General features: G+C 67.7%; 12 protein-coding genes and 1 riboswitch. Of the genes, 7 read left to right on the top strand and 5 right to left on the bottom strand.

Translation table 11 applies throughout. The annotated features are described in order from the left end of the window. The first annotated feature begins 2 nt into the window (after positions 1-2). Genes DCO49_RS01940 through DCO49_RS01930 form a run of 3 tightly spaced genes read left to right on the top strand, consistent with a single transcriptional unit; the run spans position 3 to position 2,397 of the window. Positions 3-1,073, top strand: coding sequence for a histidine kinase (locus DCO49_RS01940; protein ID WP_116862621.1), 1,071 nt, complete (start codon positions 3-5; stop codon positions 1,071-1,073). Continuing rightward, on the top strand, positions 1,058-1,789 hold the full coding sequence (locus tag DCO49_RS01935) for a LytTR family DNA-binding domain-containing protein (protein WP_116862574.1): 732 nt from the start codon (positions 1,058-1,060) through the stop codon (positions 1,787-1,789). Before DCO49_RS01940 ends, DCO49_RS01935 begins: the two co-directional genes overlap by 16 nt. A gap of 50 nt (positions 1,790-1,839) precedes the next feature. Next, on the top strand, positions 1,840-2,397 hold the full coding sequence (locus tag DCO49_RS01930) for a DUF3228 family protein (protein ID WP_116862573.1): 558 nt from the start codon (positions 1,840-1,842) through the stop codon (positions 2,395-2,397). A 36-nt stretch (positions 2,398-2,433) separates the two neighbouring features. On the opposite strand, the gene DCO49_RS01925 is transcribed toward DCO49_RS01930, so the two are convergent. After that, on the bottom strand, positions 2,434-2,877 hold the full coding sequence (locus DCO49_RS01925; protein WP_116862572.1) for a hypothetical protein: 444 nt from the start codon (positions 2,875-2,877) through the stop codon (positions 2,434-2,436). Next, on the bottom strand, positions 2,877-3,350 hold the full coding sequence (ybaK, locus tag DCO49_RS01920; RefSeq protein WP_116862571.1) for a Cys-tRNA(Pro) deacylase: 474 nt from the start codon (positions 3,348-3,350) through the stop codon (positions 2,877-2,879). The genes DCO49_RS01925 and ybaK overlap by 1 nt, the downstream gene beginning before the upstream one ends. A gap of 230 nt (positions 3,351-3,580) precedes the next feature. Between ybaK and DCO49_RS01915 the strand changes: the two genes are divergently transcribed. After that, positions 3,581-4,141, top strand: coding sequence for an energy transducer TonB (locus tag DCO49_RS01915; protein WP_165835662.1), 561 nt, complete (start codon positions 3,581-3,583; stop codon positions 4,139-4,141). Positions 4,142-4,275: 134 nt separating this feature from the next. Here the strand turns inward: DCO49_RS01915 and ahcY are convergent, their stop codons facing one another. Further along, complete coding sequence (gene ahcY / locus DCO49_RS01910; protein WP_116862569.1) at positions 4,276-5,721, bottom strand: adenosylhomocysteinase; 1,446 nt, start codon at positions 5,719-5,721, stop codon at positions 4,276-4,278. A 36-nt stretch (positions 5,722-5,757) separates the two neighbouring features. Then, positions 5,758-5,841: riboswitch (S-adenosyl-L-homocysteine riboswitch) on the bottom strand. A gap of 123 nt (positions 5,842-5,964) precedes the next feature. Between ahcY and DCO49_RS01905 the strand changes: the two genes are divergently transcribed. Beyond that, positions 5,965-8,475 (top strand): prolyl oligopeptidase family serine peptidase, encoded by a 2,511-nt coding sequence (locus DCO49_RS01905; RefSeq protein WP_116862568.1) that lies wholly within the window; start codon positions 5,965-5,967, stop codon positions 8,473-8,475. Positions 8,476-8,714: 239 nt separating this feature from the next. Beyond that, the gene (gene ppc, locus DCO49_RS01900; RefSeq protein ID WP_116862567.1) at positions 8,715-11,426 is read left to right on the top strand and encodes a phosphoenolpyruvate carboxylase; all 2,712 of its coding nucleotides are present in this window, start codon (positions 8,715-8,717) and stop codon (positions 11,424-11,426) included. 34 nt (positions 11,427-11,460) lie between these two features. On the opposite strand, the gene DCO49_RS01895 is transcribed toward ppc, so the two are convergent. Beyond that, the gene (locus DCO49_RS01895) at positions 11,461-11,967 is read right to left on the bottom strand and encodes an acyl-CoA thioesterase (RefSeq protein ID WP_116862566.1); all 507 of its coding nucleotides are present in this window, start codon (positions 11,965-11,967) and stop codon (positions 11,461-11,463) included. 140 nt (positions 11,968-12,107) lie between these two features. Further along, positions 12,108-13,319 (bottom strand): methionine adenosyltransferase, encoded by a 1,212-nt coding sequence (metK, locus tag DCO49_RS01890; RefSeq protein ID WP_079220656.1) that lies wholly within the window; start codon positions 13,317-13,319, stop codon positions 12,108-12,110. 314 nt (positions 13,320-13,633) lie between these two features. On the opposite strand from metK, the gene DCO49_RS01885 reads away from it, so the two are divergent. Continuing rightward, on the top strand, positions 13,634-14,357 hold a 724-nt coding region (locus DCO49_RS01885), incomplete at its 3' end, for a 1-acyl-sn-glycerol-3-phosphate acyltransferase (RefSeq protein ID WP_207776450.1).

The raw sequence follows: 14,357 nt of genomic DNA, 5'->3' as shown, positions 1-14,357 counted from the left end.
TCATGCCCGATTCGACTTCCACACTGCGCTTCTGGCTGATCAACACCCTCGGGTGGGCGCTGTTCTGCGTGCTCAGCCTGGCGATGACCAGCACCTTCGGTGGCGGCATCAGCAGTGGTGGCACGCTCATCAGCGTCGGTCTGGGCGTGTTGCTGTGGGGCATCAGTGCAGGCGTGCGTGCACTGGCCCTGCGGCACGGCTGGTGGAAGCGCGAATTCGGTGCGCTGGTGCTACGGCTTGCGCTGGCGGTGCTGCTGGGTGCGCTGCTGGCGCAGCTGCTGCTGACCGCCGTGCTGCAGCCGGCGCTGGCACTGGGCTGGGTGGATTTCGGCGGCCGGGCGGGTGACTTCCGCCCGGTGGCGCGGCTGGCCTATCTGCTCAACACCGTGCTGCTGCTGGGCCTGTGGACCGCGCTGTGGGCCGGCCTGCACAGCCTGCGGCAGGCGCGCCACGCGGAACTCGAACGCCTGCGGGCCGAGGCCCAGCGCAGTGCGCTGGAGCGCGATGCACTGCGCGCCCGCTTGAATCCGCACTTCATGTTCAATGCGCTCAACAACCTGCGCGCGCTGATCCTCGAAGATCCCGAGCGCGCACGGCAGATGGTGACCGATCTGTCGCGCACGCTGCGCCACGCGCTGGAGCACGCGCGCAACGAGGAGGCACTGCTGGCCGACGAGCTCGCCGTGGTGCGCGATTACCTGGCCGTTGAGGCCGTGCACTACGAACAGCGCCTGCAGCTGCACATCGACGTGAGTGACGAAGCGGCGCAGGCACGGTTGCCGGTGATGGCGCTGCAGCTGCTGGTGGAAAATGCGATCAAGCACGGCATCGCCGTGCGTCCTGGCGGTGGCGAGGTACGTATCAGCGCGCAGTGCCGTGATGGCCTGCTGCGGCTGCAGGTCGACAACCCGCTCGGTGTTGCCACGGCCGGCATGGATGCGGCGACTACCGGGCATGGCGTCGGCCTGGCCTACCTGCGTTCGCAGCTTGGCCAGGGCGGCCGCTTCCATCTGCAACCGCTGGACGGCCGCATGCAGGCCATCCTGGAGATTCCGCAATGCGCACGACCCTGAATGTCCTGATCGTCGATGACGCGCGGCTGGCGCGGCAGGAACTGCGCACGCTGCTGGCGGCGCTGCCGTGGGTGCAGTGCGTGGGCGAGGCCGATGATGTACCGGCGGCGCGCGAGGCGATCGCACGGTTGAAACCCGATCTGGTGCTGCTGGATGTGCAGATGCCGTCCGGCACCGGCTTCGACGTGCTTGATGGCCTGGACCCGGCGCCGGCGGTGGTGTTCGTCACCGCCTACGATACCTATGCGGTGCGTGCCTTCCAGACCAATGCGCTGGACTACCTGGTCAAGCCGGTGGAAGCGCCGCGCCTGCATGAAGCGCTGGAACGCGCGCGCCAGCAAGACAGGCCTGCGGCGCCGGCGGTGGTTGCTGGTGGCAGCCTGAACGCGCAGGACCAGGTGTTCGTGCGCGATGGTGAGCGTTGCTGGTTCGTGGCGGTGGGCGAAATCCGCAGGCTGGTGGTGGATGGCAACTACACCCGCCTGTGGTTCCGCGACCAGAACGCGCTGCTGACGCGCAGCCTGAGCGCGCTGGAAGCACGCCTGCCAGCCGAATTGTTCTTCCGCGCGAACCGCAACACGCTGGTGAACCTGCGACGCATCCGCAGCGTTACCCCCAGCATTGGCGATGGCTACGACCTGGCGCTGGATGACGGCAGCGAGGTGGACGTGTCGCGGCGGCAGGCGCGTGAGCTGCGCGAGCGGATGGCGTTGTAGCCGGGCGCAGCGGTTACCCTGTGTGCCAGACATTCCAACCACGGCACGCCATGTCCATCGTCCTCACCGAATTCGCCCGTCCCCGCCTGTTTCCGCGCGTGCCGCGCGCCAACACCATCCAGGATGTCAGCGCCGAGCAGTTCCAGGCGCACCTCAATGCGCATGCACCGCTGAAGGTGCTCGACGGCTATGCGCCGTTCTGCAAGCTGTTCGTCTACGAGAACTGGACCAGCACGCGCTGCCTGACCGTGCCGGTCACCGAGGCCAACCGCCACCTGCTGCGCAGCGGCTACGAAGCGCGCAACCGCGAGGAGCTGCCGGTGCTGGTGCGCTGGTTCGAGGGCGTGGAATCGCCGCGCGCGAACTACCTTGTGGTGATCCTGTACAGCGCCGAGCAGCTGGCGAAGGAAGGCTCGCCGATCGACGCGGACTGGGGCATCGTCGGCTGCATCTACACCGCCGAGCCGGAAGAAGTGCCAATGGCGCCGATCACCATGATGCGCAATGCATTGGGTGTGGAGGAGGGTGGTTCCGGCGTGCCGCTGGACCGGGAGGCCTACCAGCGCGCCGTGCAGTTCTGGGAGAACAACGCCAACTGGCGGCCGTGATCTGCTGCATGCACGTTGTGGGATTGTGCCCCGCCGTCAATCGGCTTTCCACTCCCACCACGGGTAGTGATATTCGCGGTCGGTCGCCTGCCAGTGCTGGCCGCACTGCGTACAGGCAACGCGGTGGCATTCGCCCCAACCGTCATCGGCGTCGCCTACCGTGAGCAACTGCATCTGCCCCTGTTCGATCAGCCTGCGCGGGTCGAAGAACAGATACGTCGGCGTGAGTGCGCACAGGCAGCCGGCCTGCGCCTGCCAGTAGCGCAGACGTTTCAGTGCGGCCTGCAGATGCACCTGGTTGGCCAGCAGCGCGCCACCCAGCGTGACCCCGGCGCAGGCCCGTTCGATGCGGTCGGCATGCGGCGCCAGTGCATCCAGCAGCGCGGGATCGAACGTCACCGCGACCCGGCAGGCCGAGGCATGGATACGCGTGGCATCACCACTCAGCAGGTCCCGCAGCAGGGCATCGGCTGCGGACATCAGCGGGCCTTCCCGATAGGCGCATAGTGCCCTGCGGTCAGCCGCAGCAGATCGGCCGGCGCCAGCTCTACTTCCAGGCCACGGCGGCCGGCGCTGACGTGCAGCGTCGGCAGCGCCTGTGCGCTGGCATCGAGGAAACTGCGCAGGCGCTTCTTCTGTCCGAGCGGGCTGATGCCGCCGACCAGGTAGCCGGTGGCGCGCTGCGCGGCATCGGCGGCGGCCATCTCGCACTTCTTGCAGCCCGCGGCTTCGGCCAGTGCCTTCAGGTCCAGCTGGCCGGCCACCGGCACGATCGCCACCAGCAGTTCGTGGGTTTCGGTGCTGGCCAGCAGGGTCTTGAACACCTGTGCCGGGTTCAGGCCCAGCTTCTCCACGGCTTCGCCGCCGTAGGACTCGGCGTGTGCGTCGTGCACGTAGCTGCGCACGGTGTGGGCGATCTTCTCGCGCTTGAGCAGGTTGATGGCGGGAGTCATGGGGGCATCGTAGCGCGCGCGGGTCGCGTTGCCTTGACCGGGGCTACTGCCGGAGAGCATCCACGCCATCCGCTCCCCAGTAGATCCACGCCATGCGTGGATGAGCCAGCAGGCATGACCGAGCTGCCGCCGTCTGCACCGGCGTGGCAGACTGGGGGCAACAGGACGCAGCACAGGGGAATGGAGTGGCATATCAGCGGATGATCGCGGCAGGCCTGCTTGCCGGAATGATGTTGGCCGCCGGACCGGCACTGGCCGATGACGGACGCTGCACGCGAGGCAAGGCCGTGGGCGAACTGATCGATGCCGGCATGGTGTCGATGGCCTCGCACCGCAAGGGTGACCAGTGTCGTTTCACCGGCGTGGCGTCGAGTGTCCACGCGATGTTGCGGCAGGCCATGTTCCTGTCCGCGCTGGCGGGCAACTGTCGCGGCATTGTCCTGGAAGTGGACCCGAAGCAGGACACCCGCCTGGGCATCCGTGTACCGCAGCGCTGCCTGGTCGACCCCGACCCGCCGGATGCTCCGCCGGTCGATTGGTGGCCGCTGTCGTCGCCTCCGCCGAGATACCCGCAGGAGGCCTACAAGCAGGGCCTGAAGGGCACCACCGTGATCCTGGTGGTGATCAATCGCGAGGGCCGGGTGACGGGAAGGATCATCGCAGCGTCCAGTGGCCATCCGGCACTGGACGAGGCAGCCATCAACGCGGCCTCGGCCTGGACGTTCAGCAGCAAGCGCAGCGATCCGCCCGACGTCAGCCTGGCCAGAATTCCGGTCAACTTCGAATTCTGAGCGCACTGCCGCGCGGATCATTTGCGTGAGTCCGCCAACGCAGAACGGGCGCCCGAAGGCGCCCGTTCCGTGTGCATCCGTTGCTGGGGTCAGAGCCCTTTCCTGTGGAAAGGGATCCGACCCCGGGCACGACATCAGTAGCGGTAGTGGTCCGGCTTGAACGGACCTTCCACCGGCACGCCGATGTAGTCGGCCTGTTCCTGGGTCAGGGTGGTCAGCTTCACGCCGATCTTTTCCAGGTGCAGGCGGGCCACTTCTTCGTCCAGGTGCTTGGGCAGCAGGTAGACCTTCTTCTCGTAGCTGTCCTTGTTGGCCCACAGGTCGATCTGGGCCAGGGTCTGGTTGGCGAACGAGTTGGACATGACGAAGCTCGGGTGGCCGGTGGCGCAGCCCAGGTTCACCAGGCGGCCTTCGGCCAGCAGGAAGATCGCATTCCCGTTCGGGAAGATGTACTTGTCCACCTGCGGCTTGATGTTCACGTGCTGCACGCCCGGGAACGCCACCAGCGCATCGACCTGGATCTCGTTGTCGAAGTGGCCGATGTTGCAGACGATGGCCTGGTCCTTCATCGCGCTCAGGTGCTCGATGCGGATGATGTCCTTGTTGCCGGTGGTGGTGACGTACAGGTCGGCACGGCCCAGGGTCGATTCGATGGTGTTGACTTCATAGCCTTCCATCGCCGCCTGCAGCGCGCAGATCGGGTCGATCTCGGTGACGATGACGCGCGCACCGTAGGCACGCAGGGATGCGGCGCAGCCCTTGCCCACGTCGCCGTAGCCGCAGACCACGGCGACCTTGCCGGCCAGCATCACGTCCATCGCGCGCTTCAGGCCATCGGCCAGCGATTCGCGGCAGCCGTACAGGTTGTCGAACTTGCTCTTGGTGACCGAGTCGTTGACGTTGATCGCCGGGATCAGCAGGGTGCCGGCCTGGGCCAGCTGGTACAGGCGGTGCACGCCGGTGGTGGTCTCTTCGGAGACGCCCTTCCAGTCCTTGACCACGCGGCCCCAGTAACCCGGGCGCTCGGTGGCAACGCGCTTGAGCAGGTTCTTGATGACCTGTTCTTCGTGCGAGGACGAGGCGGTGTTGACCCAGTCGCTGCCGTTTTCCAGCTCGTAGCCCTTGTGGATCAGCAGGGTCACGTCACCGCCGTCGTCCACCACCAGCTCCGGGCCGGTCAGGGTGCCGTCGGGCAGGGTGAAGGTCAGCGCGTCCAGGGTGCAGTCCCAGTACTCTTCCAGGGTTTCGCCCTTCCAGGCGAACACCGGGGTGCCGGTGGCGGCGATGGCCGCAGCGGCGTGGTCCTGGGTCGAGAAGATGTTGCACGAGGCCCAGCGCACGTCGGCGCCGATGTCCTTCAGGGTCTCGATCAGCACCGCGGTCTGGATGGTCATGTGCAGCGAGCCGGTCACCCGCACGCCCTTCAGCGGCAGGCTGGTGGCGTGCTTGCGGCGGATCGACATCAGGCCCGGCATCTCGTGCTCGGCGATGTCCAGTTCCTTGCGACCCCAGTCGGCCAGGGTGATGTCGCGGATCTTGTAGTCACCTTCGGTGGAGAAGGTCTTGGCAACAGCGTTCATGCAGTAGCTCCGGTTGTGGGCGAGCGGGTACTCGCATCTAGCCGGGCGCCGTTGTTACAAAGCCACCTTACCGAGCCTGGCCGGGCCTCAGGGCATCCGGTCGCAGCGCCCCTCGGCAGGGGAGAACGCCCAGTATATCGCGGCCCCGGGCCGGAACCGGAGCGACCCAACCATCGGCAGATGGGGCGCGGGTCGGCGCCTGTTAAGGTCGAGGGTCTTCACGCATCCAAAACAGGAAGAACGATGAGCAAGCACGCGCGCCGCAGCCGGCGCTGGACCGGCCTGGTCCTGTCCATGGCCCTGCTGGCGGTGGTCCCGCAGGCGTGGTCGGCCGACAGCCCGCCGGTGGCCGCCGCCAGGGACGTGGCCGGTTATGAGCTGCCCTCGGCCGCGCTGCAGGCGGTGGTCGATGCGCCGCGTGCGCCCGGCCTGTTCCTGTCGCCGCGCCGCGACGTGGCCGCGCTGATGCAGATGCCGTCGCTGCCGTCGATCCAGGTGGTGGCGCAGCCCGAACTGAAGCTGGCCGGCATGCGCATCAACCCGCGCACGTTCTCCGACAGCCGCTTCAGCTTTGGCGAGAAGCTGTGGCTGATGAACGTGGCCGACGGCAAGGAACGGCAGATCAGCGGCCTGCCGGCGCAGCTGTCGATCGCCGGCCTGGCCTGGTCGCCCGACCAGAAGTGGCTGGCCTTCAACCAGGTCGACGCCGCCAGCGGTGCCAACGAGCTGTGGCTGGTGGACGTCGCCAACGCCAGTGCCCGCCGCCTGCAGGCCAACCTCAACACGGTGTTCGGCGACGGTTACCAGTGGCTGCCCGACAGCCGCGGCCTGATCGTGATGACCCGCCTGGCCAATGCCGGTGATCCGCCGCCTGCCGATGGCATCCCGACCGGCCCGGCCGTGCAGCAGACCGGCAAGAGCAGCGGCGTGGTCTCCATCCGCACCTACCAGGATCTGCTGAAGAACGAAGCCGACGCGCGCCTGTTCGATTACTACGCGCGTGCGCAGCCGGTGCAGGTCGGCCTGGACGGGCAGGCCCGCGCCATCGGCATGGCCGGCATCTACCTGGGCCTGTCGGCCTCGCCGGACGGCAACTACCTGCTCAGCCAGACCGTGCAGCGCCCGTATTCCTACGTGGTGCCGGTGGGCAGCTTCCCGCGCCGCATCGACGTGCTCGACCGCAACGGCCAGCTGGCCCACAGCGTGGCCTCGCGCCCGCTGGTGGAGGGCCTGCCGACCGGCAACGATGCCGAGGTGACCGGTGTGCGTGACATCAGCTGGCGCGCCGATGCGCCGGCCACCCTGGTCTGGGCCGAAGCGCAGGACGGCGGTGACCCGAACCGCGACGCCAAGGTGCGCGATGCGGTGTTCATGCAGGCCGCGCCGTTCGAGAAGCCGCCGGTGACCCTGGCCCAGCTGGGCAGCCGTTTCGGTGGCATCACCTGGGGCCGTGGCGATCTGGCCCTGCTCAGCGAGTCGTGGTGGAAGACGCGCAACACCAAGACCTGGCGCATCACCCCGGACGACGCGACGCAGTCGCCGCAGCTGCTGTGGGACCGCGATGCACAGGACCGCTACAACGATCCGGGCCGCGCCGGCGTGGTGCGCGACGTCAACGGCCGCAGCCGCCTGCAGACCACCGCCGATGGCCGCAGCATCTTCCTGTACGGGCAGGGCGCGTCGCCGGAAGGTGACCGTCCGTTCGTGGACCGCTTCGACATCGAAAGCCGCAAGGCCACCCGCCTGTTCCATTCGCAGGCACCGGTCTATTCGGCACCGGTCGCGCTGCTGGACCAGGAAGGCGAGTCGCTGCTGCTGACCCGCGAAAGCCCGGACGAGCCGACCAACTTCTACGTGCAGTCGCTGGCCCAGGCCGATGCCGCCCCGCGCGCGCTGACCCACTTCGCCCACCCGCTGCCGCAGCTGAAGGGCGTGCAGAAGGAACAGATCCGCTACAAGCGTGCCGACGGCGTTGATCTGACCGCGACGCTGCTGCTGCCGCCGGGGTACGACCCCAAGCGTGATGGCCCGCGGCCGCTGCTGATGTGGGCCTACCCGGGTGAGTTCAAGAGTGCCGCGGCCGCCAGCCAGGTGACCGATTCGCCGTACCGCTTCAACGCGATCAGCTACTGGGGTCCCCAGGCGTTCCTGGCCAAGGGCTACGTGGTGCTGGCCAGCCCGACCATGCCGATCATCGGCGAGGGCGACAAGGAACCCAACGACACCTATATCGAACAGCTGGTGGCCAATGCACAGGCAGCGGTGGATGAAGTGGTGCGTCGTGGCGTCACCGACCGCGAGCACATCGCCATCGGCGGCCATTCCTACGGTGCGTTCATGACCGCCAACCTGCTGGCGCACACCCGCCTGTTCAAGGCCGGCATCGCCCGCAGCGGCGCCTACAACCGCACGCTCACCCCGTTCGGTTTCCAGGCCGAGGAGCGCAACTACTGGCAGGCGCAGGACGTCTACCAGAAGATGGCGCCGTTCAATTACGCCGACAAGATCAAGGATCCGATCCTCTTCATCCACGGCGTGGACGACAACAACTCCGGCACGTTCCCGATCCAGAGCGAGCGCATGTTCGCCGCGGTGAAGGGCCTCGGCGGTACCGCGCGGCTGGTGATGCTGCCGAACGAATCGCACGCCTACCGCGCACGCGAATCGATCATGACCATGCTGGCCGAGAGCGAGCGCTGGCTGGAACAGACCATCGGCCCGGTGCAGCAGGGCAAGGCGAAGAAGAAGCGCTGATCGCGCACGTGATGATGGCGGCCCCTGCAACGGGGGCCGCCTGTGCGGCTTCGCCGCCGCCCGAGCACGGGCTCGGGCGCTACACGGTGTCACGCACCGTGACGTCGGTAGAGCCGAGCCGACGCTCGGCTGCTTCAACTGCGGATGCGTGCAGATGAAACCATTCCTGCAACGCAGCAACGGCTTCGAATTGGGATAGGCTTGGCGACGGATCATGCCCCGAGGTTCGTGCGTCGCCGATGAACGAGTACCGCAGCAGCATCGAATTCGCTTCCCCCGATCTTCCGCTTCGCGATGATGTGCGCCGACTGGGCGCACTGGTCGGCGACCTGCTGGTCGAACAGGTTTCCGCCGCGTTCCTCGACGACGTCGAGGACGTGCGCACCCGCGCGATCGCGCGCCGCGAGAACCAGGCACCGCTGTCAGAGCTGGCCGATGGCCTGGCCGGTCGCACGCCGGAGCAGGCCGAAACCATGGTGCGTGCGTTCAGCACGTACTTCCAGGTGGTCAACATCGCCGAACGCGTGCATCGCATCCGCCGCCGCCGCGATTACCAGCGTGCCGGCACCGCAGGCGCACAGCCCGATGGCCTGCAGGATGCGCTGCAGCACCTGAAGGCGCAGGGCGTAGGCCTGGACGAGCTGGCGCAGTGGCTGCCGCGCATCGACATCGAACCGGTGTTCACCGCGCACCCGACCGAGGCGGTGCGCCGCGCGCTGCTGGAAAAAGAACAGTTGATGGTGGCCAGCCTGGTGGACAACCTGGATGGCCAGCGCACGCCGGGCGAGGCTGCTGCCGATGCCGCGCGCTTCCGCATGGCGCTCACCGCGTCGTGGCAGACCACCGATTCCTCGCCGGTGCGGCCCACCGTAGATGACGAACGCGAGCACGTCGGCTTCTATCTGGTGCAGGTGCTGTACCGGGTGATTCCGGTGCTGTACGAGTCGCTGCAGCAGGCGCTGCGCGATACCTACGGCGAGGAGCTGCCGCTGCCGCGCCTGCTGCGCTTCGGCACGTGGGTGGGCGGAGACATGGACGGCAATCCGAACGTGGATGCCGGCACCATCCGCAACACGCTCGATGCACAGCGGCAGGCGGTGCTCGGGCGCTACCAGAAGGAACTGCTGCAGCTGGCCAGCCTGCTCAGCCAGTCCACCGAACGGGTGGGGGTGAGCGAAGCCCTGCAGGCACGCGTGGCGCACTACCAGCAGCTGCTGCCGCAGGTGCAGTCGCGCCCGCGCCACGCCGACATGCCGTACCGCCTGCTCAACGACCGCATGCGTGCGCGCCTGCAGGCCACGCTGGATGATGGCCACGGTGCCTATGCCGGCCCGGATGAACTGATCGACGATCTGCAGCTGATCCTCGACAGCCTGCGTGCCCATCGTGGCGAGCACGCCGGTGGCTTCGCCGTGCAGCGCCTGCTGTGGCGGGTGAAGACCTTCGGCTTCCATCTGGCGCGGCTGGACGTGCGCCAGGAATCGAGCGTGCATGCACGTGCACTCGCTGCGGTGCTGGGCGGCGAAGACGCCTGGCAGGCGTTGGATGCGCTGGGCCGTGCGCGCCTGCTTGGCCCGCATGCCAGCGGCGAAACACCGCTGCCCAAGGGCGATGACGAGGGCAACCAGCGTCTGGATGCGGTGTTCGCGGCGTTGGCCGATGCACGTGCACGCCATGGCGGCGATGCACTGGGCAGCTACATCATTTCGATGGCGCACGATCGCGGCGACGTGCTAGCCGTGCTGGCACTGGCGCGACGCGGTGGCCTGGTCGATGCCGATGGCGGCGTGCCGCTCGATATCGCGCCGCTGTTTGAAACCGTGGACGACCTCAAGCGCGGCACCGCCACCCTGCGTGATCTGCTGGAGGATCCGGTGTACCGCGCGCACCTGCGTGCACGCGATGACGTGCAGATGGTAATGCTCGGCTACTCGGACAGCAGCAAGGACGGCGGCATCGCAGCGTCGCGCTGGGGCCTGCAGCGTGCGCAGGTGGAACTGCTGGATGTCGCGGCCGAGACCGGCATCCGCCTGACCTTCTTCCATGGCCGTGGCGGTTCGATCAGCCGTGGCGGTGGCAAGACCACCCACGCCGTGGATGCATCGCCGCGCGGCAGCATCGATGGCCGCCTGCGGGTGACCGAGCAGGGCGAGGTGATCCACCGCAAGTACGGCATCCGCGCGCTGGCCCTGCGTTCGCTGGAACAGGCCACCGGGGCGGTGCTGCGCGCCAGCCTGCGACCGCGTGCGCCGGAGCCGCGCGAAGACGGGTGGCGGCCGGTGATGGACACCGTCTCCGCGGCCAGCAGCGAGGTGTATCGCGCCTTCGTCGGCCAGTCCGGCTTCATGGACTACTTCCGCACGGCCACGCCGATCGACGTGATCGAGCGGATGACCCTGGGCTCGCGGCCGTCGCGCCGCCTTGGCCAGGATGCGGCATTGGGCAACCTGCGGGCGATTCCGTGGGTGTTCGCCTGGAGCCAGGCGCGTGCCGTCATTCCCGGCTGGTACGGCGTGGGCAGCGGCCTGCAGGCGGCGGTGGGCGCCGGCCATGAACAGACGCTGCGCGAGATGGCGCGTGACTGGCCGTTCTTCCGCACCTTCCTCGACGACATCGCGATGGTGCTGTCGAAGGGCGACATCACCATCGCCGAACAGTTCTCGCAGCTCTCTGGTGATCTGCACGTTCGCTTCTTCCCGCAGGTCGAGAAGGAGCTTGAGCTGACCCGGCATTGGCTGCTGGCGCTGATGGGCCAGCAGACCCTGCTGGATCATGATGCGCGGCTGGCGCTGTCGATCCGCCTGCGCAATCCCTACGTGGACCCGATCAGCGTGCTGCAGGTGGATCTGCTGCAGCGCTGGCGGGCCAGCGGGCGCGAGGATGATGACCTGCTGCGCGCGCTGGTGGCCTGCGTGAACGGTGTTTCGCAGGGCGTACAGAACACCGGTTGACCCGTGTCCGCCGGGCCATGCCTGGCGAGCGCGGTCAATCTTCCGGCGACGGCGGGTTCGACGCCAGCAGCTCCAGGTGCCGCTGTTCCATTTCCTGGCGCAGCTGGCGGCGGATCTGCGCAGCGGCCTGGCGGCGCTTCTCGTCCGAGCTGGCCGGCTGCAGCGGCGGCACCGCCGTCGGCCGGCCGTCCTCGTCCACCGCGACCATGGTGAAGAAGCAACTGTTGGCGTGGCGCACGCTGCGCTTGAGGATGTCCTCAGCCACGACCTTGATGCCGATCTCCATCGATGAGGTGCCGGTGTAGTTCACCGAGGCCAGGAAGGTGACCAGCTCACCCACCGCGATGGGCTGGCGGAACATCACCTGGTCCACCGACAGGGTGACCACGTAGCTGCCGGCGTAGCGGCTGGCGCAGGCGTAGGCCACCTGGTCGAGCAGGCGCAGGACGGCGCCGCCGTGGACCTTGCCGGAGAAATTGGCCATGTCCGGCGACATCAGCACGGTCATGGACAGCTGATGGGTTTTCAGTTCGGTCGACATGCGGCGATTGTATCGGCGTGGCGTAGCTCTTGTAGAGCCGAGCCCATGCTCGGCTGCTCTTGGCGCAGGCAAAAGAAAGCCGAGCGTCGGCTCGGCTCTACAGAAAGCAGAAGGGCCGCTTGCGCGGCCCTTCGCGTGTCTTACTTCAGCTTCGCATCGGCGCGCAGGGCGGCGGCGCGGTCGGTCTTCTCCCAGGAGAAGGCCGTGGCGTTGACGGTCTCGCCTTCGCCGTTGAGGTAGCTGAATTCCTTCGGCTTGCGGCCGAAGTGGCCGTAGGCAGCGGTCTGCTGGTACATCGGGTGCACCAGGTCCAGCATCTTGATGATGCCGTACGGGCGCAGGTCGAAGTGCTTGCGGATCAGCTTCTCGATCTTGTCGTCGCTGATCTTGCCGGTGCCGAAGGTGGTGACCGAGATCGAGGTCGGCTCAGCCACGCCAATGGCGTAGGAGACCTGCACTTCGCAACGGTCGGCCAGGCCGGCGGCAACCACGTTCTTGGCGACGTAGCGGGCAGCATAGGCCGCCGAACGGTCGACCTTGGACGGGTCCTTGCCGGAGAAGGCGCCACCACCGTGACGCGCCCAGCCACCGTAGGTGTCGACGATGATCTTGCGGCCGGTCAGGCCGCAGTCACCCACCGGGCCGCCGATCTCGAACTTGCCGGTCGGGTTGATGTGGAACTTGGTGCCCTTGTGCAGCCACTTGGCCGGCAGCACCGGCTTGATGATCTCTTCGCGGACGGCCTCGATGAGGTCCTTCTGCTTGATGCCCGGGGCGTGCTGGGTGGACAGGACCACGGCGTCGATGGCCGAGACCACGCCGTTTTCATAGCGCAGGGTGACCTGGCTCTTGGCGTCCGGGCGCAGCCAGGACAGCGGCGAGTTGCGCTTCTTGCGGATCTTGGCCTGCTGTTCCACCAGGCGGTGCGACAGGTGGATCGCGGCCGGCATGAAGCTGTCGGTCTCGTTGGTGGCGTAGCCGAACATCAGGCCCTGGTCGCCAGCGCCCATTTCTTCCGGCTTCTTGCGGTCCACGCCCTGGGCGATGTGCGGCGACTGCTTGCCGATCAGGTTCAGCACGCCGCAGGTGGCGCCGTCGAAGCCGACGTCGGAGCTGTCGTAGCCGATGTCCGTGATGACCTTGCGGGTCAGGGCTTCCAGGTCGATCCAGGCGCTGGTGGTGATTTCACCGGCGACGATGGCAACACCGGTCTTGACCATGGTCTCGCAGGCCACGCGGGCGCGCTGGTCCTGGGTCAGGATCGCGTCCAGCACCGCATCGGAGATCTGGTCGGCAACCTTGTCCGGATGGCCTTCGGAGACCGACTCGGAGGTGAAGAGATAGCTGGACATCAGGCGGTATATCCCTTGATTCGGATGGAAAGATGGGCGCGCATCATACACGGGGTGCGCCGCCTGTGCATTGTGAACCCGTATGGGTTGCCGGTGGTTAAGGTGTTGTGCCCACCACGACAAGGCTTGGCGGAGCCCCGGGGCCCATCGTGCGCAGACAGTGTTCCACTGGCGTGACCATTGGCGGGCGGCCTTCACGGCCCGGGCCCACTGGCCGGGGCCGTCATCGTTCTGCCGCCAAACCGCCATCTGGCTGCCGCGTGGCGGGCGCAGGCTCTCGGCCAATCCGGCCGCCGGGCATCAGTGAGCACGCCATGCAGGAACTCGAGCAGCGCTTGCAGCAACGTTTCCCCGATTGGTTCCGCGGCCGCCGCGGGTATCTGGCGCGGCCCCTGCTGCGCAGCGTGGGCCGCTGGTCGCGGCTGGACCGGGTGGAGTCCTTCCTGCAGCGCAGCGCGGATCTGCGCGGCTTCGACTTCGTCGCCGCCGGCCTGGAGTTCCTCGAAAGCGGCTACCAGGTCGATCTGCTGGACCTGTCCCGGATCCCGGCCAGCGGCCGCCTGTTGATCGTGGCCAACCATCCTTCCGGTGCGCTGGACGCGCTGACCCTGCTGGACGCGGTCGGCCGGGTCCGACGCGACGTGCGCATCGTCGCCAACGATCTGCTGGGCGCCATCGGCCCGCTGCAGGACCTGCTGCTGCCGGTGCGCATCCTCGGCGGCAAGGTCCAGCGTGGCAGCCTGCACGCGGTGGAACAGGCGCTGGACGCCGAGCAGTGCGTCATCGTGTTCCCGGCCGGCGAAGTATCGCGGCTGTCGCTGCAGGGCATCCGCGATGGGCGCTGGCAGCGTGGCTTCGTTCGTTTCGCCCGCGCCGCCGGGGCGCCGGTGCTGCCGGTGCGGGTGGAAGCGCGCAATTCGGCGCTGTTCTACGGTGCCTCGACCCTGTTCAAGCCGGCCGGCACCGCCCTGCTGGCCCGCGAGATGTTCGCCCGCCGTGGCCGCCCGCTGCGCCTGCGCATCGGCCAGCCGATGCAGC

This window comes from Stenotrophomonas sp. SPM (genome assembly GCF_003105135.1).
Lineage (GTDB): Bacteria > Pseudomonadota > Gammaproteobacteria > Xanthomonadales > Xanthomonadaceae > Stenotrophomonas.
Note: the sequence above shows the minus strand (reverse complement) of the source record. Positions and strands in the feature narration are given on the sequence as shown.

What these genes read in the sequence shown, in the direction of transcription:
- DCO49_RS01925 (WP_116862572.1), bottom strand. Translation starts at nt 2,877, where the DNA reads ATGTCCGCAGCCGATGCCCTGCTGCGGGACCTGCTGAGTGGTGATGCC.
- DCO49_RS01930 (WP_116862573.1), top strand. Translation starts at nt 1,840, where the DNA reads ATGTCCATCGTCCTCACCGAATTCGCCCGTCCCCGCCTGTTTCCGCGC.
- metK (WP_079220656.1), bottom strand. Translation starts at nt 13,319, where the DNA reads ATGTCCAGCTATCTCTTCACCTCCGAGTCGGTCTCCGAAGGCCATCCG.
- DCO49_RS01940 (WP_116862621.1), top strand. Translation starts at nt 3, where the DNA reads ATGCCCGATTCGACTTCCACACTGCGCTTCTGGCTGATCAACACCCTC.
- DCO49_RS01915 (WP_165835662.1), top strand. Translation starts at nt 3,581, where the DNA reads ATGTTGGCCGCCGGACCGGCACTGGCCGATGACGGACGCTGCACGCGA.
- DCO49_RS01895 (WP_116862566.1), bottom strand. Translation starts at nt 11,967, where the DNA reads ATGTCGACCGAACTGAAAACCCATCAGCTGTCCATGACCGTGCTGATG.
- ybaK (WP_116862571.1), bottom strand. Translation starts at nt 3,350, where the DNA reads ATGACTCCCGCCATCAACCTGCTCAAGCGCGAGAAGATCGCCCACACC.
- ppc (WP_116862567.1), top strand. Translation starts at nt 8,715, where the DNA reads ATGAACGAGTACCGCAGCAGCATCGAATTCGCTTCCCCCGATCTTCCG.
- DCO49_RS01905 (WP_116862568.1), top strand. Translation starts at nt 5,965, where the DNA reads ATGAGCAAGCACGCGCGCCGCAGCCGGCGCTGGACCGGCCTGGTCCTG.
- ahcY (WP_116862569.1), bottom strand. Translation starts at nt 5,721, where the DNA reads ATGAACGCTGTTGCCAAGACCTTCTCCACCGAAGGTGACTACAAGATC.
- DCO49_RS01935 (WP_116862574.1), top strand. Translation starts at nt 1,058, where the DNA reads ATGCGCACGACCCTGAATGTCCTGATCGTCGATGACGCGCGGCTGGCG.